The 25,415-nt window shown below is 63.5% G+C and carries 23 protein-coding genes; 15 read left to right on the top strand and 8 right to left on the bottom strand.

Features of this window, described 5'->3' with window-relative positions; all coding sequences use genetic code 11:
- Positions 1-25 precede the first annotated feature (25 nt).
- On the bottom strand, positions 26-739 hold the full coding sequence (locus tag BJG93_RS19970; RefSeq protein WP_027196025.1) for a DUF899 family protein: 714 nt from the start codon (positions 737-739) through the stop codon (positions 26-28).
- Positions 740-1,033: 294 nt separating this feature from the next.
- Here BJG93_RS19970 and BJG93_RS19965 point away from each other — a divergent pair, with 294 nt between their 5' ends.
- Both BJG93_RS19965 and BJG93_RS19960 read left to right on the top strand, forming a co-directional pair.
- Positions 1,034-1,966 carry a LysR substrate-binding domain-containing protein gene (locus tag BJG93_RS19965; protein ID WP_027196024.1) on the top strand — a complete coding sequence of 311 codons (933 nt, stop codon included), beginning with the start codon at positions 1,034-1,036 and terminating at the stop codon, positions 1,964-1,966.
- 96 nt (positions 1,967-2,062) lie between these two features.
- Positions 2,063-3,340, top strand: a complete 1,278-nt coding sequence (locus tag BJG93_RS19960) for an MFS transporter (protein WP_027196023.1) — start codon at positions 2,063-2,065, stop codon at positions 3,338-3,340.
- 42 nt (positions 3,341-3,382) lie between these two features.
- Here the strand turns inward: BJG93_RS19960 and BJG93_RS19955 are convergent, their stop codons facing one another.
- A complete protein-coding gene (locus BJG93_RS19955; RefSeq protein ID WP_027196022.1) occupies positions 3,383-3,988 on the bottom strand; it encodes a peroxidase-related enzyme in 606 nt (201 codons plus the stop codon).
- A gap of 178 nt (positions 3,989-4,166) precedes the next feature.
- Between BJG93_RS19955 and BJG93_RS19950 the strand changes: the two genes are divergently transcribed.
- The 4 genes from BJG93_RS19950 (at position 4,167) to BJG93_RS19935 (ending at position 8,154) form a co-directional block, all read left to right on the top strand.
- Entirely contained in the window at positions 4,167-4,589 is a 423-nt protein-coding gene (locus tag BJG93_RS19950) for a cupin domain-containing protein (RefSeq protein ID WP_027196021.1), read from the top strand.
- Positions 4,590-4,803: 214 nt separating this feature from the next.
- Positions 4,804-5,007, top strand: coding sequence for a hypothetical protein (locus BJG93_RS19945; protein WP_034478240.1), 204 nt, complete (start codon positions 4,804-4,806; stop codon positions 5,005-5,007).
- A 307-nt stretch (positions 5,008-5,314) separates the two neighbouring features.
- On the top strand, positions 5,315-6,649 hold the full coding sequence (locus BJG93_RS19940) for a glutamine synthetase family protein (protein ID WP_027196019.1): 1,335 nt from the start codon (positions 5,315-5,317) through the stop codon (positions 6,647-6,649).
- A gap of 50 nt (positions 6,650-6,699) precedes the next feature.
- Positions 6,700-8,154 (top strand): aspartate aminotransferase family protein, encoded by a 1,455-nt coding sequence (locus BJG93_RS19935; RefSeq protein WP_027196018.1) that lies wholly within the window; start codon positions 6,700-6,702, stop codon positions 8,152-8,154.
- Here the strand turns inward: BJG93_RS19935 and BJG93_RS36445 are convergent.
- Positions 8,149-8,484 carry a tannase/feruloyl esterase family alpha/beta hydrolase gene (locus BJG93_RS36445; protein ID WP_162162780.1) on the bottom strand — a complete coding sequence of 112 codons (336 nt, stop codon included), beginning with the start codon at positions 8,482-8,484 and terminating at the stop codon, positions 8,149-8,151. The two genes, BJG93_RS19935 and BJG93_RS36445, sit on opposite strands and share 6 nt — an antisense overlap.
- A 190-nt stretch (positions 8,485-8,674) precedes the next feature.
- On the opposite strand from BJG93_RS36445, the gene BJG93_RS19930 reads away from it, so the two are divergent.
- Complete coding sequence (locus BJG93_RS19930) at positions 8,675-9,619, top strand: cupin domain-containing protein (RefSeq protein WP_027196017.1); 945 nt, start codon at positions 8,675-8,677, stop codon at positions 9,617-9,619.
- On the opposite strand, the gene BJG93_RS19925 is transcribed toward BJG93_RS19930, so the two are convergent.
- Positions 9,616-10,578: a LysR family transcriptional regulator gene (locus BJG93_RS19925; protein ID WP_027196016.1), complete on the bottom strand. Its 963-nt coding sequence runs from the start codon at positions 10,576-10,578 to the stop codon at positions 9,616-9,618. The genes BJG93_RS19930 and BJG93_RS19925 overlap by 4 nt on opposite strands.
- Positions 10,579-11,076: 498 nt before the next feature.
- Between BJG93_RS19925 and BJG93_RS19920 the strand changes: the two genes are divergently transcribed.
- The 4 genes from BJG93_RS19920 (at position 11,077) to BJG93_RS19905 (ending at position 16,243) form a co-directional block, all read left to right on the top strand.
- Positions 11,077-11,808 (top strand): DUF2278 family protein, encoded by a 732-nt coding sequence (locus BJG93_RS19920; protein WP_027196015.1) that lies wholly within the window; start codon positions 11,077-11,079, stop codon positions 11,806-11,808.
- Between the two features lie 219 nt (positions 11,809-12,027).
- A complete protein-coding gene (locus BJG93_RS19915) occupies positions 12,028-13,038 on the top strand; it encodes a DUF2891 domain-containing protein (protein WP_027196014.1) in 1,011 nt (336 codons plus the stop codon).
- A gap of 97 nt (positions 13,039-13,135) precedes the next feature.
- Positions 13,136-15,520 carry a DNA polymerase II gene (locus BJG93_RS19910; protein WP_027196013.1) on the top strand — a complete coding sequence of 795 codons (2,385 nt, stop codon included), beginning with the start codon at positions 13,136-13,138 and terminating at the stop codon, positions 15,518-15,520.
- A gap of 351 nt (positions 15,521-15,871) precedes the next feature.
- Positions 15,872-16,243 (top strand): BON domain-containing protein, encoded by a 372-nt coding sequence (locus tag BJG93_RS19905; RefSeq protein WP_027196012.1) that lies wholly within the window; start codon positions 15,872-15,874, stop codon positions 16,241-16,243.
- Between the two features lie 113 nt (positions 16,244-16,356).
- On the opposite strand, the gene BJG93_RS19900 is transcribed toward BJG93_RS19905, so the two are convergent.
- The 4 genes from BJG93_RS19900 to BJG93_RS19885 all read right to left on the bottom strand — a co-directional run bounded on the left by BJG93_RS19900 (position 16,357) and on the right by BJG93_RS19885 (position 21,809).
- Positions 16,357-17,844 carry an MFS transporter gene (locus BJG93_RS19900; RefSeq protein ID WP_027196011.1) on the bottom strand — a complete coding sequence of 496 codons (1,488 nt, stop codon included), beginning with the start codon at positions 17,842-17,844 and terminating at the stop codon, positions 16,357-16,359.
- Positions 17,845-17,977: 133 nt separating this feature from the next.
- Positions 17,978-19,933, bottom strand: coding sequence for an aconitase family protein (locus tag BJG93_RS19895; RefSeq protein WP_027196010.1), 1,956 nt, complete (start codon positions 19,931-19,933; stop codon positions 17,978-17,980).
- 141 nt (positions 19,934-20,074) lie between these two features.
- Entirely contained in the window at positions 20,075-20,977 is a 903-nt protein-coding gene (locus BJG93_RS19890) for a LysR family transcriptional regulator (RefSeq protein WP_027196009.1), read from the bottom strand.
- Between the two features lie 103 nt (positions 20,978-21,080).
- Positions 21,081-21,809 carry a 2OG-Fe(II) oxygenase gene (locus BJG93_RS19885; protein ID WP_027196008.1) on the bottom strand — a complete coding sequence of 243 codons (729 nt, stop codon included), beginning with the start codon at positions 21,807-21,809 and terminating at the stop codon, positions 21,081-21,083.
- Between the two features lie 207 nt (positions 21,810-22,016).
- On the opposite strand from BJG93_RS19885, the gene BJG93_RS19880 reads away from it, so the two are divergent.
- From BJG93_RS19880 to BJG93_RS19865, 4 genes are all read left to right on the top strand, one after another.
- Complete coding sequence (locus BJG93_RS19880; RefSeq protein WP_027196007.1) at positions 22,017-22,664, top strand: DsbA family oxidoreductase; 648 nt, start codon at positions 22,017-22,019, stop codon at positions 22,662-22,664.
- Between the two features lie 254 nt (positions 22,665-22,918).
- Positions 22,919-24,241, top strand: coding sequence for a site-specific integrase (locus tag BJG93_RS19875; RefSeq protein ID WP_051374285.1), 1,323 nt, complete (start codon positions 22,919-22,921; stop codon positions 24,239-24,241).
- Between the two features lie 131 nt (positions 24,242-24,372).
- Positions 24,373-24,966 (top strand): hypothetical protein, encoded by a 594-nt coding sequence (locus tag BJG93_RS19870; protein WP_027196006.1) that lies wholly within the window; start codon positions 24,373-24,375, stop codon positions 24,964-24,966.
- A gap of 129 nt (positions 24,967-25,095) precedes the next feature.
- The gene (locus BJG93_RS19865; protein ID WP_034478236.1) at positions 25,096-25,353 is read left to right on the top strand and encodes a hypothetical protein; all 258 of its coding nucleotides are present in this window, start codon (positions 25,096-25,098) and stop codon (positions 25,351-25,353) included.
- The last annotated feature ends 62 nt before the right edge of the window (positions 25,354-25,415 follow it).

Raw genomic sequence — 25,415 nt, 5'->3', positions numbered from 1 at the left:
CCCGGGCGCGCCACCGCGGCGCCGCTCAATACGACAGCTTCGGATACCAGTCGCTGCCGCGGCCGCCCGGCGTCATATCGAGGATCGTCCATAGCGGCATCGGATCGGGCGCGCCGCGCGGGTCCTGACCGGGGTCCGACGTCGACGGTCCCATCTCCTCGGCCCAGAAGTGCCGCACGACGCCGCCCGCGCGCGTGAATACGTTGAGCGCCGGAACGTCGTCGCCCGCCGGATCTTCGCCCGCGTAATCGCGATTGAACGTGTTGCCGCCCGACGAATAGAGCCGCAGATGCCGCCAGCCGCGCTCCTGCTTGAACGCGACGAGTTTGTCGAGCGGCGAGCGTCCGATCACCGCGAAGGCGACGCGCTGCAGAATATCGGGCGTTTCGCCGTCCCACGCGCTCAGCAGCGAGGTGCACATCGGGCACGGCCGCGCGCGTTGCGGACCGAACATAAAGTTGTAGGTCACGAGCGTGTCGTGCGCGCCAAACATCTGCGACAGCGTGACCGGGCCGGTTTCGCCATCGAAGCGGTAATCCTCGGACACGATGCCGCCCGGCGGCAGCGCGCGACGCTGCGCGGCGACGCGCTCGATATGGCGGCGCAGCTCGATCTCCTCGGCGAGCAACGCGTTGCGCGCGCGTCGATATTCGGCGCTCTCGCCGGGAAAGCGCGAGGGCAGATCGGCCAGTTCGCGGGCCGGTTTCAGCGTCTGCATCGAAGGGTTTGCGTCGTTCATCAGCCATCTCCTGGTGAGAAATCGTGAGCAAAACGGACGGAAGACGGGCGGCCGACTGCACTTCCCGCCCTTCCTGTAGCGACGACGAATGAGGCGGCGGAAAATCGACAGGCCTCGCGATGAATCGTGCGCCGCGGTTCGTCAAGGCGGTTTTGCCAGCAGTTGGCGACGCACTCGCCAGGCGCCACCGCAAGCTATGCTTGCACCGCATGACTCGCCGTCACGCCCATCACACCCGCCAACACCACGCGGCGCGTGCGTCCACGCACCACGCGGCCGCCATGGGGAACGCACATGCCGCTTCGTCTGCCACCTCTGCCCGCGCTTCGTTTTTTCGAAGCGGCCGGCAGGCATCAAAGTTTCAAGCTCGCCGCCGCCGAGCTGAACGTCACGCCGAGCGCAATCAGCCATGGCATCGTCGGACTCGAGCAGGCGCTCGGCGTCGCGCTGTTCATCCGCGAGCCGCGCGGCATCTCGCTGACGGCGATTGGCGTGGATTATCTGTCGTACGTCTCCGAGGCGTTTTCGCTGATTGCGATCGGCACGCAGCGTCTGCCCAATCATCGCGCGGATCGGCCAATTGCGCTCAGTTGCGCGCCCACCTTCGCGTCGCGCTGGCTGCTGCCGCGCCTCGCCGGTTTTCGCGCGCGCTGGCCGAACCTAGACGTCAGCGTGGATACGTCGCATCGCCAGGTGGGCTTTCCGGTCGACGGCTTCGATTTCGCGATTCGCATGAGCCGCGCACCGGTCGCCGGCAGCGCGTGGACACGCCTGTTCGGGGAGCGCTTCGTGCCCGTGTGCAGCCCGGCGTATCTGGCCACGCTGCGTGACGAGCGTGGCGTCCCGGACCTGCAACGCGCGACGCTGATTCACGTCAACGCCGCGAGCGAAGACTGGCAGGCGTGGCTCGAGGCAACCGGCAGCGCCGGCATCGATACGAGCGGCGGCTTGCACGTCGACACGATCCAGCTCGCCTTCGAGGCGGCCAGCATGGGCCTCGGCGTCGCGCTCGGCCGCAAGCCGCTGGTCGACGGCGATCTGGCGAGCGGCGCGCTGGTCGAGGCTTGCAAGCAGACCGTCACAGCGAGCACCGCCTACTGGTTGGTCAGCGCGGAGCATGCGGACAGCGCAATCCAACGGCCCGAACTGGCCGATTTCAAGGGCTGGCTCGTCGACGAGGCGACACGCTTGGACACCCATGCCGACGCGGCGCCGACGACCACGTAGAAACGCACAGATGAGCCGCGCTCACCTGATAGCGAAATCTTTTCCTTTGCCGGCTGCGCGGTGGGCTGCGACGATGGTGGCCTAGGAGAAGCCGCCATGTCGACCACCCGCAGCAAGCAATCCGTTCCCGCTCCCGCTCCGGCGACGACCGCCACCACGACGCTCGTCATCGTCGCAGGTGCGCTGATCCTCAGCGCCGCGATGGGCATCCGCCAGACCTTCGGCCTTTTCATCGGCCCGTTCTCGTTCGACCGCGGTCTGCCGGTCACGCTGATTGCGTTCGCGATCGCGCTGCACAACCTCGTGTGGGGCTTCGCGCAGCCGTTCGCGGGCGCGGCCGCGGATCGCTACGGCTCGGCGCCGGTCGTCGCGTTCGGGGCGTCGACGTTCGCGGCCGGCCTCGCGCTGTCGGCGATCGCGCCCAGCGGCGCGCTGCTCGTCATCGGCATGGGACTGCTGGTCGGCATCGGCGTGAGCTGCACGACCTTCGGCGTGGTGCTGCCGGCGGTCGGCCGCATTGCGTCGCCGCACAAGCGCAGCGTCGCGATGGGGCTCGTCAGCGCCGGCGGCTCCGCCGGACAGGTGCTGATGGTGCCGCTCGTGCAAGGCGTCCGGCTGCACGCGGGCATCGCGACATCGCTGTTCGTGCTCGCTTTCCTGATGCTGCTGATCGCGCCGCTCGGCATCGTGCTCGACCGGCGCGCGCAGAATTCGGCGGCTCAGGCCGGCTTCGCGGACACGCCACCGGCGCCGCTGCGCGAGGTTCTGTCACAAGCGACGCGCCATCGCGGCTACCGCCTGCTGACGCTCGGTTTCTTCACCTGCGGCTTCCAGCTCGCGTTCATCGCGACGCATCTGCCCGAGTATCTGACGCTGTGTCATATGCCGATCGGGCTGGGCGCCACCGCGCTTGCGCTGATCGGTCTGTTCAACATGGCGGGCAGTTGGGCATGCGGTTGGCTCGGCGGCCGGTACCGGCAGCATCACGTGCTCGGCTGGCTTTATCTGATTCGCAGCGCAACGATCGCCGCGTTCTTCGCGCTGCCGAAAAGCCCTGTTTCCGTGGTGATTTTCGCGGCCGTGATGGGCCTCACGTGGCTCGGCACCGTACCGCTGACGAGCGGGCTCGTCGCCAAGGTGTTCGGCACGCGTCATCTGGGCAGCCTGTTCGGCCTGTGCTTTCTGAGCCATCAGATCGGCTCGTTTCTCGGCGCGTGGCTCGGCGGCCTCGTGTTCGATCTGACCGGCTCTTATTCACTGCTTTGGGTAGCGACGGTCGCGGCGGGATTGATCGCGGCACTGCTGCATTTCCCGATCGACGACACGGTGGTGACGACGCCTGCACTGCGTTCATCCGGCCCCGCGCAGGCGTGAAGCAAATTGCCGATCGGAATGCCGAAGCCGCTCCCCTTGCGGCTACTTGGTCGGCGTATCCGCCGCGGCTTTCGGCACACGCCCCATCAGATAGAACTCGTCGTTCGGACGCATCGAAATCACGTTCGCCATCCGGTTCGACAGCCCGAAAAACGCGGTGATGGCCGCGATGTCCCAGATGTCTTCGTCGGTGAAGCCGTGGCCGCGCAGCGTCTGGAAATCTTCTTCGTCGACCGTGCCGGAGGCGCGGCACACCTTCAGCGCGAAATCGAGCATCGCTTTCTGGCGCTCGGTGATGTCGGCCTTGCGATGATTGACCGCGACCTGGTCGGCGAGCAGCGGCGCTTTTTCGTAGATGCGCAGAATCGCGCCGTGCGCGACCACGCAGTAAAGGCAATCGTTGAGCGCGCTCGTCGCGACCACGATCATCTCGCGCTCGCCTTTCGTAAGACCGCCCTCTTTCAGCATCAACGCATCGTGATAAGCGAAGAACGCACGGAATTCGTCGGGCCGATGCGCGAGCGTCAGAAACACGTTCGGCACGAAACCCGCTTTTTGCTGCACCTCGAGAATGCGGGCGCTGATGTCTTCGGGCCACTCGCTCGGTTCGGGAACCGGGTAGCGGCTGATGGGCTCAAGCATAGCCATGCGCTGTCTCCGAGATCTCTGTCGGGGGTATGCCGACCATTGTAGCAACGCGTTTTCGCGGCCGCCCGCGCTTCATCACGCCTGCTCGATCAGGTCCGATATTGCCGCCGGTATGGTCTAGACTTTCAGTTCGGCATGCGTGAAGCCGCCCCGCACGGCGGCGACGAAAGGAGCGACCATGTCAAACGTTACGCACGACGCACGCGCCTCAGTGGTCAAGGTGCGCCCGGACCGGGAAATGGCGACGAGCCAGCGGCTGCCCTACTTCGTCGGCATTTCGGCGGGCACCGCCGGCGCCGCCGGCCTGTCGATGTACATGGTCGTGGTCCCGCCTGGCGGCCATGCGCAGCCGCACTATCACGCCGACTATGAGACCGCGATCTATATGCTCGAAGGCAAGATCGAGACGCGCTATGGCCCGGGCCTGCGCGAGTCGGTCATCACCGAGCCGGGCGACTTCCTGTTTATTCCGCCAGGCGTGCCGCATCAGCCATTCAATCTGGACGCGAACGTCGCGGCGCGCGCGATCGTCGCGCGCAACCACGCGGACGAACACGAGCGGGTCGTTCCATATGATCCGTCCGAGGATGCTTTGCCGTAATCGAAAAAACGAATTGACGGCGTGTTCAGCTCGTCTATGCTTGCTATTGGGCGATCGCATTAGCGGCGCTGCGAAGTCGGTTCGTACCGTCAGTATCGCTTCCTTTGGATCGACCCGTGTCCTGTTTCTTGAATGTCCGCTGCGGAAATCGAAACCGGCCGTTCAATACCCTCAACTACGCCAGTCGAGTGTCATCGTGAGAGTCCGAGGCCCTTTGGTGAATTGGAATTGCAGTCAGGCGCGTTGTACTTGCGCTGACGGTGCCAACGCCGACGGCAGCAACGGCAGCCTTGCGTTTAGCCGCTTTCTGTCCGTCATCACAGTCCTGTCGCGTCGTTGCGTTCGACGTCGCAACGTCCTCTCCGCACGCGCGTTCATCGCGGTGCGCACAGACGAAGTCGCTTCGCTGCTGCCGTAGCGCCTCTCTTCTTTAGTCTCTTTTCGCTGCTCGCTGCATCTGTTTGCACGCGTTTTCCGCGAGCTGTCTGCTCGCGTCCGCGCGGCGCTGACCGATTGCCGCGCATCGCGGCGGATTCGATCGAACCGCTTCCAATCGAAAAAGCGCTGCGCGTGATCGCGCGGATTCGCTTTGGCGTCGACTCGCCTTTGCGTTTTCCCATATCGCCGCGCGCCCTGTTTAACGCCGCTCATCCGATGTGCGCGTGGGATCGACACGTCCGTCCGTTATGCGGATCAAACCCCTCGTCAAAACAGAGAACACAATCATGCATGACATCGACGAATTTCTGAAAAAGCATCGCGTCACCGAAATCGAAGCCATCATTCCGGACATGGCCGGCATCGCCCGCGGCAAGATCATTCCGCGCAGCAAGTTCGAATCGGGGGAATCGATGCGGTTGCCGCAGGCGGTGATGATTCAGACCGTGACGGGCGACTATCCGCCAATCGATTCGCTGACCGGCGTCACCGACCCCGACATGGTGTGCGTACCCGACGCGAGCACGATCCGGATGATTCCGTGGGCGGTCGACCCGACTGCGCAGGTGATTCACGACTGCGTTCATTTCGACGGCACTCCGCTCGAAATCTCGCCGCGCTGCGTGTTGCGCCGCGTGCTCGATCTTTACAGGGCACGCGGCTGGAAAGCCGTGATCGCGCCGGAGCTCGAGTTCTATCTGGTCGATATGAATCGCGACCCCGACTTGCCGTTGCAACCGCCGGTCGGCCGCACGGGTCGTGCGGAAACCGGACGCCAGGCGTATTCGATCGAAGCGGTCAACGAATTCGACCCGCTGTTCGAAGACATCTACGAGTACTGCGACGTGCAGGAGCTCGAAGTCGACACGCTGATTCACGAAGTCGGTGCCGCGCAGATGGAAATCAATTTCATGCACGGCGATCCGCTCAAACTCGCGGACAGTGTGTTTCTTTTCAAGCGCACTGTGCGCGAAGCGGCGTTGCGTCACAAGATGTACGCGACCTTCATGGCGAAACCGATGGAAGCCGAACCGGGCTCGGCAATGCACATGCATCAGAGCCTCGTCGACGCGGAGACCGGCCGCAACCTGTTTACCGCCGCGGATGGCGAACCGACGTCGCTTTTCACCGGCTATATCGCTGGCTTGCAGAAATACACGCCGGCGCTGATGCCGATCTTCGCGCCGTACATCAATTCGTACCGGCGCCTGTCGCGCTTCATGGCCGCGCCGATCAACGTCGCATGGGGTTACGACAATCGCACGGTCGGCTTTCGGGTTCCGCATTCGGCACCGGTCGCGCGACGCATCGAGAACCGCATTCCGGGTGTCGATTGCAATCCGTATCTGGCGATTGCCGCGACTTTGGCGGCGGGCTACCTGGGCATGACGCAGCGGCTCGCCGCGACCGAACCGCTGGCGAGCGACGGTTATGCATTGCCCTATCAATTGCCGCGCAATCTCGAAGAAGGCCTGACGTTGATGAGTGCATGCGAGCCGATTGCCGAAGTACTCGGCGAGCGGTTCGTCCGCGCGTATCTCGCGCTGAAAGAAACCGAATACGAAGCGTTTTTCCGCGTGATCAGTTCGTGGGAACGCCGGCATTTGCTACTTCACGTCTGAATGCCGCCGGCCAAGCGGTCAATGAGAACTTTGCAAACTCGGAGGGCAGTATGAGCGATAAGACCGAAGAAGTGACGTTTGCGGAAAAGGGAGCGCCCGCATTGGGCGGCACGATAGACGCACTGACATCGCCAGCCACATCGCGCAGCACCGCCGAATTCCGCGCGCTCGATGCCGCGCATCACATCCACCCATTCTCGGATATGGGCTCGCTCAATCGCGCGGGTTCTCGCGTGATCGTCAACGCGCACGGCGTGTACCTGTGGGACTCGGACGGCAACAAGATGATCGACGGCATGGCGGGACTCTGGTGCGTGCAGGTCGGCTATGGCCGCAAGGAACTCGCCGACGCCGCATTCCGGCAGATGCTGGCACTGCCGTACTACAACACGTTCTTCAAGACCACGCATCCGCCGGTGATTGAACTGTCCGCGCTGCTTGCCGAACTGATGCCTGCGCCATTCAATCACTTTTTCTACTGCAACAGCGGCTCGGAAGGGACCGACACCGTGCTGCGCATCGTCCATCGATACTGGGCGACGCAACGCCAGCCCGCGAAGAAGTTCGTCATCGCGCGCAAAAACGCTTATCACGGCTCGACGATCGCCGCAGGCACGCTCGGCGGCATGGCTTATATGCATGAACAGATGCCGTCGAAAGTCGAGAACGTCGTGCATATCGACCAGCCCTATTTCTTCGGCGAAGCGACAAGCGATCAGACGCCGGAAGAATTCGCGCTGGCGCGCGCGCGGCAGCTCGAAGCGAAGATTCTGGAACTCGGTGCGGACCATGTCGCCGCATTTATCGGTGAGCCTTTCCAGGGAGCGGGCGGCGTGATCTTTCCGGCGGACACTTATTGGCCGGAAATCCAGCGGATTTGCCGTAAGTACGACGTGCTGCTCGTCGCGGACGAAGTGATCGGCGGCTTCGGCCGAACCGGCGAATGGTTCGCGCATCAGCACTTCGGCTTCGAGCCGGATCTGATCACGCTCGCGAAGGGACTGACGAGCGGTTATGTGCCGATGGGGGCGGTTGGCTTACATGATCGCGTCGCGCTTGCGTTGATCGACAACGGCGATTTCAATCATGGTCTCACCTACTCTGGGCATCCGGTGGCGGCGGCCGTCGCGCTTGCCAATCTGACACTGCTGCGTGACGAGAAGATCGTCGCGCGCGTCAAAGCGGATACAGGTCCGTACTTTCAGAACAAGCTGCGTGAGACGTTCGCGGGTCATCCTATCGTTGGCGAGATCAGCGGCGCCGGTCTCGTCGCGGGCGTGCAACTCGCCGAGGCGCCGCTCGAGCGCAAGCGCTTTGCGAATGGCGGCGAGGTCGGTACGTTGTGCCGCGATTTGTGCTTCGAGGGCAATCTGATCATGCGCGCCAGTGGCGACCGCATGTTGCTATCGCCGCCGCTCGTGATCAGCAGGCCGGAAATCGACGAAATCGTCTCGAAGGCGAAGGCGGCGATCGATGCCACCGCGCGGGAGGTTGGCGTGCTATAGCGCTGCGTGGTGCGGCTGCGCTGTCCATGCGCTACGCAACGGTAGCGGGGGTAGTTGGCGTTTTCCCAAATCATGGCCATACCGGGCGTCGACGAGTGGCCCGACGCGATCAGGTCGGCGGTGATCACCTTGATCGCGACACCGTGCGAATAACGCAGCTCGGTGGCGAGAGCGTTGAGTCGGTCGGTCGCGCATTCCCGGAACCATGAACAGCCTGAAAAAGCTGTCCGTGGTCGCCTGGGAGCCTTGAAGGGCGTTCACTTTATCGTAGTAGGCAATCGTATCGAGAGGATTCACGACGGGATCCGCCCGGCCGATGATGAACTGCATAGCGGCCCGGCACGAAAAACCCGCCGTGCCTCGAAACCGTCGCAGGGTGTTCCTTTTGCGCAAAGGTGATTTCGATGTCCGGCACTTCTGCCGCAAACGCCACGCGCCTAAAGTCAGGTCAGCCTTCGGACGCGGATCCTCATAAATTGACCCGCGTGAAGCCCCCTCAAAACTTAAAAGGAGCAAAACCATGCTGACCAGGACATCCCCCGCGCTTTGCACCGAACCGAATGTCGCCACGGTAGACGCGCGATACTTCGAATACACCTCGTCCGCCAATCCGATTGGTGCGAAGCTCATCTCGCGCGTGCCTTTCCGTAACTTTGCGCCATCGCTTTATGCAGACGGCGCAACCCGAGTCGTGCCGCTCGACCTGTCTGCGGAGTTGGGCTGCCCGGGTCCCGCGACGGGTCCCGGCTTGAGCGCCAACTTCCTGCGCATCAATGCGGGCGATGCGTTGACACTCGATCCCAATGCGACCTCGCAGGTCTGCTACGTCATTAGCGGAGCGGGTAGCGTGAAGCAATCCGAAACGAACTTCTCCTTTTCGGTGGGCGATTTCTTCACATTCCCGGGCGGCCATGCCACTGTGCTGTCCGCTGCTGCGACGACCACGCTGTATTACGTCAATGACGCGCCACTGCTCACCTATCTCGGTACCACCGGGGTGCATGCGCGCTTTGCGCCGACACACTATCCGGCCGCCGAGGCGCAGGCAGCATTGCGCGCGGTCGCGGAACAAGCGAACGCAGGTCGTCGCAACCGCATCAGCGTACTGATGGGCAACGCCAACTTTCCGCAGACGCGCACGGTCACGCATGTGTTGTGGGCAATGTTCGGCATCGTGCCACCCAACTCGGTGCAGAAGCCGCACCGGCACCAATCGATTGCACTTGACTTCATCGCCAGTGGCAAGCCGGGTGTCTATACGCTGGTTGGAACCGAACTCGACAGGGATGGCAATATCGTGAATCCGACCCGCGTCGATTGGGAAGCGGGGATGGCATTCGTCACGCCGCCCGGACACTGGCATGCGCATTTCAATGAAACGAACGAGAACGCCTATGTGATTCCGATCCAGGATGCAGGCTTGCAGACTTACCTGCGCACGCTAGACATCCGCTTCGTCCATTAAGGCTGAGGCTCCAGTGCGAGACCGTCGTCCCAGTACGGCGGCTCGCCAAACGCCTCGGCATAGAAATCCACGAAGGCGCGCACCTTCGACGAGACGATCTTCTTCGGTGGGTAGACCGCCCGGACCGCGGGTTCGGCTCGTCCGGTGCGTGCTTCCCATTCCGGCAGCACGTGCTGCAAGCGCCCTTCTCGCAGGGCAGTAGAGGTGAGCCATGTCGGCAGCAGCGCCACGCCACAACCGGCCACGGCGAGCGCGAGCACGGCTTCGGAGTCGTCAACGCGCAAGCGTCCCTGCAACTCCACCAGCACCTGTTCCTGTACTTGCGACGCCCGCGCGTCTGCCGTGACCTGCGTGAAATACCATTTGTCGTCCTGAACCAGGGGCACGCGAAGCGCATCGCGCGCGGCCAGATCGCCAGGGACACGCGGTGTGCCGCTACGCGCGAAATACGCCGGGCTGCCACAGACGATACGACGATGCGGTGCCAGGCGCCTCGCCATCAGTGACGAATCGGGCAGCACTCCGGTACGGATCGCCACATCAATGCCCGCGTCGATCATGTTGAGCGTTTCGTCCGTAGAGACGATGTCGAAGTCGATATCAGGATAGCGCGCCATGAAGGCCGGCAGATGCGGCACGATGTGCAGGCGGCCGAATGCCGGTGGCATTGTCACGCGCAGCACGCCTTGTGGCGTGCGATTTAGCGACGACGTCACTTCGCGCGCGTCATCGAGTGCTTGCAACGCTAACAAGGCGTGTTCACGAAACAGCCGGCCGCCTTCTGTCAGGACGAGGCCGCGCGTCGACCGGTTGAATAGGGCGATGCCCAGATCTCTTTCGAGTTCGCTCACGTAGCGGGAGACAGTCGAGGTTTTGACGGACAGTGCGTTGGCCGTCTTGCTGAAGCTCTGCAGTTCCGCTGCGCAAACGAAGGCACGTGCTGCGGCGAAGTAGTCCATGGACTGTCTGACGTGGATGGGATTAGCTGGCTTTCTAGACCGGTAGTGTACTGCCCCGGCGCAGCCAGCGTGATGAGCTAACAATGAAAGAGTTACGGTCCGGGACCCGCATATTTGGCCTTTTCCCGTTGCCCTGGCAGAATGCAGCCCACGCCGCACTCTGCGGACCCTGGTTACGCACGTCCACGGGGATCGTGACCTGGCCCTTCGAGGTGATAGTTGCTGCTGTCATAATGCCCCCAATGCTCCTTACTCTGAGGTAAGGCAAACAGAAACGGAAGGACCAACCGCCGACGTGCTGGTCGAATGTCCCCGATGGGAGGCCGGGTTCGGAACGGCTCGCTGATCTGAGCGGCGTTCGCGTTGCCGTCGGCGGCGATCGCCCGCATCAACATGGAAACCGTGTGACAGCCGACGCGGTTGTTGATCGACGAGTCACACCGTATGCTTGGATGCGAGTCGCTTTCCGTTCGTCAACTTTGAGAAGGTCCTTCCGTCATGAACGAATACTGCATGTTCAAGGGAAAACTGCTGCGCGCGGCGCCTTTTAAAGATTCGTATATAGGCAGTCCACATTATGTGATTACGGTTGCGGACAACGACGATACGCCATTCAACATCGTCGTCAATTCGGCGTCGACACAACCGGGCGCAAGCGGTAACGACGACGTCTACTTCTATGCCGATCTAAACTTCGCCGATCCGCTAACCGCCAAACTTCAGCCACTGAACCTCGGCTTGTACACCAGCGGCTTTCCGCGGCTCGATTACTTTCAGGACAGCAGCCTGCTCGACATTCACCGCATGCGGCCGATTCCGTACGAGGATCAAAACGGCAATCGCGCTGACGTGAACGACATCATCGACGAAATCCTGAGCATCGACGAGACGCAGCCGTCGCAAAGCTTGCCCTTCGACAACGGCAGCGGTCAGTTGCATAACCGCGATTTCTGGACACCGACGGCAGCGGGCATCGTGGTCTATGGGTTCGGCTTTCTGTTTCTGCCGAAGAAGGACGGTCTTCACGAGACCCACATGAATCAAGGCAATCCGCGCGGCCCGCACTACAACGAAAACGGCGCGTTCCAGGACGGCGCGGTGATCGTGCAGCGCGCCGATGGATTCGCCGCGATGTTCACCGCATTTCAGACGCAGTATCTACCGACCAATGCGGCCGGCGATCCGGCCGCGAACGCCGTGGCGTTGCCGGATTACATTCGGGGAGGTTGATAGCCCCGAAGACCCAGCACGTAGCGGAAATCCACGGGCAAATCGCGGAACATCGGCAGCTCGGTCGAGCCTGACGGCGGAAGGAATGACCGACGGTTGATGCTTTCGGGCACCCGCCGCCAGCTCGTTGATGACGCCGATGGCCGAGCGCTTTACTACTGCTGATCGTCAACTCCATACTGATGTATCTGCTCGCATTCCGCTTCTGAGGAGCCGCCGATGACCACCCAGCTTACCCGCGAATTCGCGTCGAAATTCGCCAATGTCGCGCTCGCCCACCTCACGCGCGAATACCCGAACAAGCTCACGCACTCGCTCGCAGGCCCGCAGGACGTAAAGGGCCCGCGCGCGTTGCATCCGATCTTCTACGGCAGCTACGACTGGCACTCGTGCGTGCACGGCTACTGGCTGATCCTGCATCTACTCGAACGCTTCCCCGATCTGCCCGAGGCCGCGCGCATCGTCGCGGTGGTCGACCAGCATTTCACCGAGGCGAACGTCGCCGGCGAGCTCGCGTATCTGGACCTGCCGCACAACCGCGGCTTCGAGCGACCGTATGGCTGGGCATGGCTGCTCGCGCTCGGCGCGCAGCTGCAGTCGCTGAAAATCTCGGAAGCCGCGCGCTGGGCAAAGACGTTCGCGCCGCTCACCGAATCATTCGTCGAGCGCTTCGAGGAGTTTCTGCCGAAAGCGACCTATCCGCTGCGCGTCGGCACCCACTTCAACATGGCGTTCGCGCTTGCGTTGACGCTCGATTTCGCGCGGCAAACCTCGCGCGAATCGATCGAGGCGCTGATCGTCAGCACCGCCGAGCGCTGGTATCTGGACGACGTTGCATGCCAGGCGTGGGAGCCGGCCGGCGACGAGTTCCTGTCGCCGTCGCTGATGGAAGCGGAGTTGATGCGGCGCGTGTTGCCGTCCGCCCAGTTCACCGACTGGTTCGGGCGCTTTCTGCCGGACCTCGGCGCGAAAACGCCGGCGACGCTGTTCGAGCCCGTCACCGTCACCGATCGCAGCGACGGCAAGATCGCGCATCTGGACGGCCTCAATCTGAGCCGCGCCTGGTGCCAGCGTGGGCTCGCGCGCGCGCTGCCCGCCGGCGACGTGCGTCGCACCGTGCTGTTCGATGCGGCCGAGCGTCATCTGCACAGCGCGCTGCCGCACGTGGCCGGCGACTACATGGGCGAGCACTGGCTCGCCACGTTCGCGACGCTGGCGCTCGAAGCTTGAGAACCAGCAGCGAACGCGGAGCGATCGCCCGTTCAATAGTCCCTGCCCGCGGCGGTAAAATCGCGCAAGGCGATTGCGCCGCTTTAAAGGTGGAAGTTTGACTGAGTTCGAACAGGGTTTCATTTTGACCCGACATTGGCGGGACACGCCCGCCGGCACGGAAATCGAGTTCTGGCTGGCCACGGACAACGGGCCGCGCCACGTCCGTCTGCGCCCTCAGCCGTCCGTCGCCTTCATTCCAGCCGAACACCGTGAGCGCGCCGAAACGATCCTGCGCCGCGACGCGCCGCTCGATCTGCGGCCGCTCGAATTGCGCGACTTCCAGCATCGGCCGGTCAGCGGGCTTTACTGTGCGCAATACCGGCAATTGAAGGGCTTCGAGAAGCGCCTCCGAGAAGGCGGTGTCGATGTCTACGAAGCCGATATCCAGCCGCCCGAGCGCTACATGATGGAGCGCTTCATCACCGCGCCGGTGTGGTTCAGCGGCGAGCCGCAGCGGAATGGCCCGGGGCTCGATGGCGAACTCAAACCCGCCAACGATTATCGGCCGCCGTTGAAGCTCGTGTCGCTCGACATCGAAACGAGCGCGCACGCCGAGCTGTATTCGATCGCGCTCGAAGGCTGCGGCGAGCGGCAGGTGTATATGCTCGGGCCGCCTAATGGCAACGACGGCCACCTCACCGACGCAGGCGCCCTCGACTTCAAGCTCGAATACTGCGCAACCCGCGCGCAGCTGCTCGAGAAACTGATCGAGTGGATGGAGCGGCACGATCCCGATGCGATCATCGGCTGGAATCTCGTGCAGTTCGATCTGAAGGTTCTGCAACAGCATGCCGAGCAGTATCGCGTGCCGCTGCGCATCGGCCGCGGCGGCGCAGTGATGGAGTGGCGCGAACACGGCGTCACGCGCAATCACTTCTTTGCGGGCGTCGCGGGTCGTTGGGTCATCGACGGCATCGAAGCATTGCGTTCGGCGACGTGGAGCTTCCCGTCGTTCAGCCTCGAATACGTGTCACGCTCAGTGCTCGGCGTTGGCAAGGCGATCGACAATCCCTACCAGCGCATGGACGAAATCCAGCGCCGCTTCGACGAAGACAAGCCCGCGCTCGCGCGCTACAACCTCAAAGACTGCGAGCTCGTCACGCGCATCTTCGCGAAAACCGAGCTGCTGGCGTTCCTGCTCGAACGCGCGACCGTGACCGGCCTGCCCGCCGATCGCAGCGGCGGCTCGGTCGCGGCGTTCACGCATCTGTACATGCCGCGCATGCATCGGCAGGGCTATGTCGCGCCGAATCTCGGCGACGTGGCCGGCGCCGCGAGCCCCGGCGGCTTCGTGATGGATTCGCGGCCCGGCCTCTACGATTCGGTGCTCGTGCTCGACTACAAGAGCCTCTATCCGTCGATCATCCGCACGTTTCTGATCGACCCGGTCGGTCTCGTCGAAGGCATGCTGCGTCCCGACGACGCGCACTCGGTGCCCGGCTTTCTCGGCGCACGCTTTTCGCGCACGCGTCACTGCTTGCCGTCGATCGTCGCGCAGGTGTGGCAGGCACGCGAAGCAGCCAAGCGCGAGCACAACAAGCCGCTGTCGCAGGCGCTGAAGATCATCATGAACGCGTTCTATGGGGTACTCGGCTCGACCGGCTGCCGCTTCTTCGATCCGCGGCTCGCGTCGTCGATCACGATGCGCGGCCACGAGATCATGCACACGACGCGCGAGCTGATCGAGGCGCAAGGCTACGAAGTGATTTACGGCGACACCGACTCGACCTTCGTCTGGCTCAAGCACGCGCACGACGAGGAAGACGCCGCGCGCATCGGCCGCGCGCTCGTCGAACAGATCAACGCAGCGTGGCGGCAGGAGCTGCAGGCGCGCTTTCGCCTCGACAATGCGTTGGAGCTGCAATTCGAGCGGCACTACCGGCGTTTTTTCATGCCGACCGTGCGCGGCGCCGAGGAAGGCAGCAAGAAACGCTACGCAGGCCTGACGGTATTGCCGGACGGCCGCGAGGACGTGGTCTACAAAGGGCTCGAAACCGTGCGCACCGATTGGACGCCGCTTGCACAGCAGTTCCAGCAGGAACTGTATCGGCGCATCTTCAAGCAGCAGCCGTATCAGGATTACGTACGCGACTATGTGCGCGATACGCTCGCGGGCCGGCTCGACGATCAACTGGTCTATCGCAAGCGGTTGCGCAGACCGATCGATGCTTACGAGCGCAACGTGCCGCCGCACGTGCGCGCGGCACGCGTCGCCGATGAGTTCAATCGCCAGCGGGGACGTCCGCTGCAATATCAGAACGGCGGCTGGATCAGCTACGTGATGACGGTGGCCGGCCCCGAGCCGCTCGAAACGCTGCGCTCGGCGATCGACTACGAACATTATGTGACGCGGCAATTGCAGCCGGTAGCCGACGCAATACTGCCTATGCTGCGCGACGATTTCACGACGCTAATGTCGGGGCAGAAGCAGCTGTTCTGATTGTGGCGGCTACCGCGCGGCCGCGGCCATGGACGAATTGCCTACTTCACCACGGAATGCCGCAGCGTCTTTATCAGACGACGCTTTGGCATGGCGAAGGTTAAAAGGCGGAAAAAAACTAATCGGTAATTTTGATTTGCAATGCCATTAACGGGATTAGAGCACCATCGTAACCCTGAAGTATTCTGATATTTTCGGTTGTCCGCGCAATTGGCCCGGTTTGCGTTGTTGCTTGACCTCACCCTTTATTGTCCTATAGTGCCATTTGATCGGCCTCAGAAAGACTACCGAGGCGCTGTGCGATATCCCCGAGTCTGTAGCCCAACGATCTGCAACGACAGGAGAAGATGCATGAAAGCAATCCACGCCGCCAGACTGGTCAGCGCCGCCCTTCTGATTTCGGGTTCGATTCACGCCTATGCGCAGGCGAGCAACGCTAACGCCCCTGAGTCTGCCCCGACCACGACGCCCGAAGCCCGACAGCATTACAAGTCGATGAAAGCAGCGAACCGGGCGCTCCAACGTCAGGTTCGAAATGCGCTGGTGAAAGACCGGAACATCTCGACGGCCAATATCACAGTTCGCGCCCGCGATGGTGCTGTCACGCTGCAGGGCAGCGTACCGCTTCAGGCACAAAGCGACCGGGCAACCGAGGTGGCGAAAGGGGTACCTGGCGTAGTTTCGGTCAAGAACGCGCTGTCGATCCGTCCTGTCGGGACCTGAAGCGGTCCCGGACCCCGCTTTGCAGGAAGGCCGGCGCTCTGACCGTGCGTTCCATTGACGGCATAGCCAATGCGCACATGGCGGCGTGCCGGCTCGAAAGCCGGCCGTCGCTATTAAGAAATCTTCTCGAGTTCGAGCCCTTTCGTCTTCGGCCCCATCAGGCCAATCGCCAGCATCACGATCAGCATCGCGCCCGCGATGAACATGAACACGCCGGTCGTGCCGAAGTAGCGCAACACGGCCGCGATCAGAAAGGCCGTGAAAATCGCGGAAAAACGGCTCCACGAGTAGACGAAGCCGACCGCGCGCGCCCGGATGCCGGTCGGAAACAGCTCGGTCTGATATGCGTGATAACTGTACGAAATGATGTTGCCGGCAAGCGTCAGGCACACTCCGAGGCTCACGAGCAGTACCGCGCCCGATGCCTGACTGAACCATAGCCCGCATACGATATTGACGCCAGCCATCACGACGATCACGGTCTTGCGCTCGAAACGGTCGCCGATAAATAGCCCGATGATCGGACCCAGCGGCGCGGCCAATGCGATCACGCTCGAATACATCAGGCTCGTCGTGATCGTGATGCCTTGCTTGATCAGCAGCGTCGGCACCCAGTTCGCGAAGCCATAGAAGCCCACCGTCTGGAATACGTTGAAGATCGTCATCATCAGCGTACGACGGCGGTACGGCGGCACCCACATGTCGCGGAAGCTGCCGCGCGGCGCGACCGGCGCCGGCGGTGCCGGCGGCGGCAACTCGCGGCCGTACTCGTTGCGCACCTTCGCCTCGAGCGCGTTCATCACACGATCGGCTTCGGCAAGCCGACCTTGTTGCGCGAGCCAACGCGGACTTTCCGGCAACGCGCGGCGAATCCACCAGACGAATAACGCGCCATGCGCGCCGATCAGCACGACCCAGCGCCAGCCGTCCAGACCGAACAGCGTGCGCGGCACCAGCAGGAACGACAGAAAGGCAACCACCGGCACGGCCGTGAAGCCGACCGCCTGCTCGCACGCGAACGCGCGGCCGCGGATCTGCTTCGGCACCAGCTCGGAGATGTAGGTGCCGATCGTCACCAGCTCGACGCCGATGCCGACTCCAGCGACGAAGCGCCACAAGTTGAGGCCGGTCGCGGTTTCCTGAAGCGCCATCACGATGTTCGCCGCGGTGTACCACAGCAGCGAATAAGTGAAAACCGCGCGCCGCCCGAAGCGATCCGCGAGAAAACCGCACGCGATCGTGCCGATGAACAGGCCGCTGAACAGCGCAGCGATGAAACTCGCGACGCCTGTCGAGCCGAACAGGCCATGCGTGGTCGCGCTCAGTATGCCGCTTTTCACGAGGCCCGGCGCGACATAGCCGGAGTACAGCAGGTCGTAGAGTTCGAAGAAGAAGCCGAGGCTCAGCAGCACCACGAGCTTCCAGATGGACCGCGTGGCCGGCAACCGGTCGAGGCGCGCCGAAATGCTGCCGGCGTCGAGCGACGCGTGGGCCGACGCGTGGGCGGCGGTGCCGCGGGCGGTGCTGCCGGCCGCGTCGATGGAATGCGCCGGGTTGCCGCCGCTGCGCGCGACGGACCCCGCGTGATCGGGGGATGCCATATTGTCTGTCTCCTTCCGTTGCGACTGCTTTTGCCGCAACGCTGATAGCTCGCCGCGGCCGGTTCGATGCCGGCCTTCGTACAGTCGCGCGTCGCACGCGCCACGATGCCTCGGCCGGAGTCCGGCCGGAATTCTAGCCGTGCACGCGTCGCAATTGTTCGAACGTCGTGATTTTTCCGGCCAGCGCGCTCGCCGCGACCGTGTATGGGCTCGCGAGCCACACGTCGCCCGGCCCCGAACGGCCGGGGAAATTCCGGTTGATCGCGCTGATCGTCACGTCGCCGGCGTTGGCCGATTGTCCCGGCCCGCAGTTCGCGCACGAGCCGCAGCCGGGCATCACGAGCGTCACGCCCGCGCGTTCGAACACCGGCAGATAGCCCTGCTCCTCGCAATACCCGCGCACCGCCATCGTGCCGAATTGCAGGAAGAGATGCGTGCGCGCTGGCACCCGCAGGCCGTGCTCGACGCCCCAACGCAACACCTCGTGATAGAAATCGAAGTCCTCGCGCTTGCCCGCGGTGCACGAGCCGCCATAAGCGATATCGATCGCGACGTCCTGTTCCAGCTGGGGCGCCGGCACGCCGTTGCCGGGGTCGCCCGGACGTGCGAGCATCGGCTCGATCGCGTTCGCGTCGATTTGGATCGTGTCGTGATGGGTCGCGCCCGGGTCGCTTTTCATCCAGCGTTCCAGCACGAAATCGATGCCGCGCCGCTCCTTCAAGAACGCGACCGTGCGTTCGTCCGGCTCGACGATGCCGGTGAAGCCGCCGAGTTCCGCGACCATGTTGGTCAGCGTCGCGCGTTCGTCGATCGACATCGCGCGCACCGCCGCGCCGCCGTATTCGAACACGAGGCCGATCGCGCCGCCCGAGCGGATCGCGTCCATCCGCAGCAGATGCAGCACGAGGTCCTTCGCGGTCACGCCATCGCGCAACTGGCCGTCGATCTCGATGCGCAGCGTCTGCGGCACCTTGCAGCGCACGTAGCCCGTGACCCAGCTATTGGCGATTTCGGTCGCGCCCGCGCCGAAAGCGAGGCAGCCGAGCGCGCCCGAATGCGGCGTGTGCGAATCGGTGCCGCACGCGACCTGCCCCGGCAGCGCGTATTGCTCGGCCATCAACGCATGACAGATGCCCTCTGAGCCGGGCACGCCGTCGAGCGCGCCGTGCGAGCGCACCGGGTAGTCGCGCGAAAACGACGTGTGCCCCTCCATCAGATTCGCGACGCCCGGCAGCAGTCCGTCGCGCACGTGCGGAATGCTCTGCGGCGCGAGCACCAGATGGTCCTGGAACGCGATGATGTGATCGGGCGCATGCAGCGGCGCTGGCTTGCCGAACGCGCGATGCATCAAGTGCGCGCACATGCCGGTGAAATAGTCGTGACTGAAGCGCCAATCGGCGGCGATGAATACACCGTCGCCGCGCTGCGCGCTTGCAGTACCCGGGTGCAAGTGACGATCGATGATTTTCTCGACCAGCGTTTTCGGCTCCGCGCTCGGCACGTCGTCTGTGGCATCGCTCGCCCGCTCGCCGGGCGCGGGCCAATCCGCAAAGCGGCTGTACGCGAGCAGCCCGCCGCTGCGGATGATCTGCTGCGTGAGCGCGTCGCGGCCCTTCAGGAATTCGTCGATCGGCACCGCTTCGCCCGCGAGCAGTCGATCGAGCACGGAAAAATCCGACGTGGTCAGAATGCCGATGTTGTCGCAGTTCTGCTGATAGATACGCTCGAAGCTCTCCGCGACGATCAGCCGGATGCCAGCCGACAACTCCGCGAGCGGGCTCGATTCACGCGACGAGCCCTTGCCGTAGCGCTTGCCCGCCACCGTCACGCGAAAGCCGCCGTCCTTCACCGCATTGCGGCCGATCGGCAAACGCTCGCCGGCCTTGAAGCCGACGTACGGGTACTGACCGAGACGCTCGTCGTAGCTGAGCATCACGGTGACGGGCGTGATCTCGTCCGTCGACACGTTGTCGCGTAACGGCCCCGCCGTCTCGCGCGTGAAATTGTCGCCGGCCAGTTGCGCATCGATCACGGCCGGGTCCTGCGACAGGTACAGCACACGGCCGTCCAAACGAATCGTATCGCTCATCGCTGCATTCTCCTTGCGCCCACTATAAGGCGCGCAAGGCCGCTGCCGAAGTGCCGGTGCGGCAACGCTGCCGTCTCGTTTCACGAATGCTCGAGGTTGCGCGGCGGTGCGACGTGCGTGTGCGCGTGTAGGTGCGACCGTCTAAGGCTGACTGCCGAGGAACGACACCAGCACGGCCGCGCTCGCGCTCAACTGTTCGCGCGCCTTGAAGACGATGATCAGATGGCGCTCCGCCCATGCATCGGCAAGCGGCAGCAACCGCACGTCGAGCGTGTTCACGTACAGCAGGCCGACTGGCTCGGGCACGATCGCGATGCCGAGCCCCGCATGCACCATCCGGCACAGCGCATCGAGACTGCTCACGCGCATCCGCACGTCGAGCTGCCGGCCCGCGCTCGCCGCCTGCTGCACAAGCAGACGCGTGAGCGCGCTTTCGCTGCGCAAGCCGACGAAGCCGTCGTGCAGCAGATCGTCGAAATTCACCCGCGCCGCGCCGGCGAGCCGATGCCCGCCCGGCACGAGCACCGCGAGCCGGTCCTGCCGGTACGGCAGCTGCTCGAACGCCTCGCTGCCCGCGACCGGATTGCAGATGCCGAAGTCCGCGCCGTGTTCGTCGACGATACGCAGCACGTCGGCGCTGCTTTCTTCTTCGAGTTCGATCGATACATCCGGAAACGCGCGGCCGAACGCGGCGACGTCTTCAGGCAGGAACTGCACGATCGACGACAGATTCGCGACCACCCGCACGCGCCCTTTGACGCCCGCCGAAAAGCGCGACAGCTCCGCGCTCATCTGCTCGATGTTGCCGATGATCGCAAGCGCATAGCGCAGCACGGTCTCGCCGACCGGCGTCACGGTAATGCCGCGCGACTGCCGCTGAATCACCGGCAGGCCGATCAGTGCCTCGATCTCGGCAATGCGCCGGCTCACGGCCGACGACGCGATGAACTCGCGCTGCGCCGCGCGCGCGATATTGCGCTCCTGGCACACGGCGACGAACAGGCGCAGCGACGTGAGATCGAGTTTCTTGAGCAGGTTTTCCATGGGACGAGGCGAAGGGTCTTGCGACCATAACGGCAGATCGCTGAAGCGTGGCCGCTATCGTCTCACGACGCGCAGTGTCGCGCCATTGCCCCGGCAGCGATGCTCACAACGCATCGTGAAAGATGATGCCGACCGTGTGCCGATGCCCCGAGCGCAGGCGGCTCACGCCATGCCGCAGATTCACGCGATACGGCCCGCGCGTGCCCTGCACGGGCCGGCTGTTCACGGTGAACACGACCGCGTCGCCCTTGCCGAGCGGCACGACTTCGGCGCGCGACTGCATGCGCGGACGCTGCTCGGTCATCACGAACTCGCCGCCGGTGAAGTCGCGCCCCGGCTCTGACAGCAGCACCGCAACCTGCAGCGGGAACACGTGTTCACCGTACAGATCCTGATGCAGACAGTTGTAATCGCCCTCGCCGTATTGCAGGATCAGCGGCGTCGGACGCATCTGGCCGGCGTCGTGGCAACGTCGAATGAAATCCGCGTGCTTCGGCGGATAGCGCACGTCGATGCCCATCGCCCCGTTCCAGCGGTTCGCGACCGGCACCAGGTGCGGATACAAGGCGCCGCGCAGGCCATCGATGAGCGGCGGCAGCGGATACGCAAAGTACTTGTATTCGCCGCGGCCGAAGCCATGGCGCGCCATCACGATGCGGCTGCGATAAAGCGCGTCGGTTGCATAGAGTGCGCGCAACGCGTCGCATTCGCGCGGCGTCAACAGTTGCGGCACGGCGGCGCACCCGTACTGGTCGAGATCGTGCTCGATCCGCGGCCAGTCGAGTGCGTCGACGCGTTGGTCGATTGTTTGGGTGGGAGCGATTGCGTTCATCGTCGATCAATGGGCGGGCGGGCTCGTTGCCCGCGCCGTGAAAGTGGCTCGATGGCCTTAGTGTACGAGTGTGGTGCCGGGAAAACACGCCGGGTCTTGCGGTCAAATTCGGCTGGACTGCACGGGCGGACGATTCACGCTACGCTGTGGGCATTGTGGCGGCGCATTTTTCAGGCCGCATCGCCGTTCATTTCGCCAGGGACAACCATGAAGCCGCAACTCACCATCGATTTCGTTTCCGACATCGCCTGCCCGTGGTGCGCGATCGGCCTGTCGTCGCTGCAGCTCGCGCTCGCGCAGCTTCAGGACACGATCGACGCGCATATCGTCGTGCATCCATTCGAACTGAATCCCCAAATGGGATCTGACGGCGAAGACATCGTCGAGTATCTGGGCAAGAAATACGGCCGCACGGCCGCGCAAATCGCCGAAACCCAGGCGATGATCCGTGAACGCGGCGCGAGCGTCGGCTTCGAGTTCGGACCGCGCACACGCACCTACAACACATTCGACGCGCATCGCCTGCTGCATTGGGCCGGGTTGAAGGGCCAACAGTTGCCGCTCAAGCTCGCGCTACTGCGCGCGTATCACTCCGATGGGAAGAATCCGGGCAATCATGACGTGCTGGTGGAAGCTGCGGAGTCGGTCGGACTCGACGCCGACGAAGCGCGCGAGGTGCTGACGAGCGGCGCGTATGCCGGCGAAGTGCGCGCAGCGGAAAAGAACAATCAGGAAATGGGCATTCAATCGGTGCCGTCGATCATTTTCAACCGTCGGTATCTGGTGACCGGCGGGCAGCCGGTCGAGCAATTCGTGCAGGTGATTGAGGAGATTGTGGGGAAGGAGGCGGCGTAAGGTCCGCCTTTGCTTTTTTTCTCTGTTTTTGAGGGGTTGGCCTTTTCTTGTTGACTTGTCGGTCTATTGGCGTTGCCCCTGTGCGGGGCTGCTTGACAGTTTCAAGCCGTGTACTAGAGTTCATCTTCGTCAGAAAATCCTAGCAAAATCAAGACCTTAAGTTCAACTCAGCACAGCTGAGTCCAGCAGAGTCCGCGGCGTGGATTGTCCTCTTTCAGTCCTCGCGCCGCGAACCGTCACTTGAGGACAGGAAAATGGCGAAGCAACGAATCAACCGCGAACTGATCCGCCGGCTCGAAAGCGAGCGTGCGGCCACCATCGCGAACGGCGGCGCGCCGAAACTGCGCGATATCTATGACGACCAGCTGACCGGCTTCGGTCTGCGGATGCGGCCGAACGGCAGCACGAGTTTCGTCTATCGCTGGTCATCGCCGGCCGGCCAGCAGAAGAAGGCGCTCGGCCGCTGGCCGGCGATGACCGTCGAGGAAGCGCGCGCAGCAGTACGCGCATTCACCGCTACCACCGATCACAAGGCCGACACGCCCGCCGCGCGCGTTGCCAAGCACCAGAAACGCGTGGCCGACGCGAAGCACTGCGCGATGCCGACCGTGGGCCAGTATCTCGATGGCGACTACCGGACGTACTGGCTCGGCACGACGAAGTCAGAAACGCCGGAACAGAGCCTGCGGAATATTCGGCGCGACTTCCCCGACCTGATGTCAAAGCGAATCGATGAAGTCAGCCGGCCGATGGTGAAGAAATGGATCGAGGCGCGCATCGCGGCGGGCCACAAGCCTTCCGGCATCAACCGCACGCTCGGCGCGCTCGGCGGTCTGTTCTCGCACGCCGTCGGGCACGAGATCGTCACGGCTAGTCCGTGCGCGCGGCTGCGCTGCAAGGTCGATCCTGAAGAGGACGAGCACGGCCGCGAACTGACGGCCGGTGAGGAAGCGCGGCTGCGTGCTGCGCTCGATGCGCGCGAGACGCGTATCCGGGCGGAAGCGGCGGCGCGTCATGACGGTCGCAAGCTGGCTGAGGTGCCGGGAGAGCATCACGCGTACGTCGACCACGTGAAGCCCGCGATCATCGTCGCGATCAATACCGGATTGAGGCGTAGTGAACTGCTGCGCGCGCGTTGGACGGCGGTCGACTGGAAGGCGAAAACGTTCACCGTCGAGGCATCGACATCAAAGGTCAAACGCTCGCGCGTGATCCCGTTGAACGCCGAAGCGCTCGCGACGCTGAAGGCGTGGCGCGACCAGACGTTCAGACGGTTCGAATTCATCTTTACGAACGAGATCGGCGAGCCGCTGCGCGAGGTCCGCGACTGGGATGCGGTCAAGCAGGCCGCGCAGATCGAGGGCTTCAGGTTCATGGATTGCAGGCATCACATGGCTACGCGTCTGATCAACGAGGGCGCGTCACCGTATCACGTGCAGAAGATTCTCGGTCATCGCGACGGGCGCATGACGCAGCGATATCTGAAGGCACGCGAGACGAAGCTGGCCGAAGCGCTGGCGCTGCTCGACCGGCCACGTACAACTGGGATCGTCGACGACAGCGCCCAGGCTGCCTGATCAACTGCCGATGCCCTGCCACGAAGCCCCCGCATGGGGGCTTTTTTTTCGCTGTGCCTGCGGCGAACTGGTTAATGCGTCATCGTTCGCCGGTGTTAATCTGAATCCCTTGTGGTTCAACAGGGACAAGGATGAACGCCGACGATTCGCCGTATCAGCGCTACAGCGCCGAACTGGCCGACAGGCTCGCGATGCGCGACCACTTCCGCCAGATGATGGAAGGCGAACTGGCGACCGGCTGCTGGACATGGCCGTGCAGCCCGAGGCAGGCAACGGACTTTCTCGACATGCTCGACGATGACATCGGCGTGCTGTCCGAGTGGATTTTCTACCACGACGCGCAGGCCGCGATCCGTTCGGGCGAGTCGCTGATGCTCTCGCAGCGCGCGGCCATCGAGGTCGCTCAGCGCTTCATGACACCGCCGCGCGACGGCGACGACCTGAAGAACTGGCGGGTCTCGTTCCCGTGCCTGCTTCCCCGACCCCCGAGCCAGCAGCAACGGCGCAGCCGCGAGAAGGCCATCCGTATCTGCAATGCCGTCTGCGAATCCATCGAACGGAGAACGGCAGCGCACGAGGAAGCGCCTCGCAAGGAGGCCATCAGGGAAGTCGCCCCGCACTTCCATCTGGGTGTGCGTGCTGTTGAAAAGGCTTACGACGAGAACCGGCAGGCCGTCGAACTGATGCGGCAACTGGCTCGCGCTTACAGCGGTCATCAGGGATAACCCCACGAAAAATTCAAGGCACGCAGATTTTGCGTGGCCCTTCGTGTTCGTTTTCAGACGCTTCATCCCCGTCTAGATTTCCACTGATCGCGGTTCATTCGGAGCCGCCTGATATCAGGGAGATCGGGAATGGAACAGGAGCGCAATCTCAACGTCGCCGAAATCACCGAACTGACGCGCAATCTCACCATCCGTGAGTTCTGCGAGCTGATGCGTCAGTCGAGAACCAGCTATTTCAACAACCGCCGGCTTGGTCTCGGCCCTGACGAGGTGCGCGTCGGACGTCACGTTATCATCATCACGCCGCAAGCCGTGCGCGAGTGGCTGGAGCGGCACACGGTGCGCGCCGCCGAAGCGAAGCCCACGACCGAAGAAGAACCGGCCTGAGCGGGGGCTGCCATGGGACGCGGACTCTCACCCGAACAGCGGGCCATCCTCGGCCTTGCCTG

This window comes from Paraburkholderia sprentiae WSM5005 (assembly GCF_001865575.2).
GTDB classification, from domain to species: domain Bacteria; phylum Pseudomonadota; class Gammaproteobacteria; order Burkholderiales; family Burkholderiaceae; genus Paraburkholderia; species Paraburkholderia sprentiae.
This window is presented reverse-complemented; position numbering and strand designations above follow the sequence as displayed.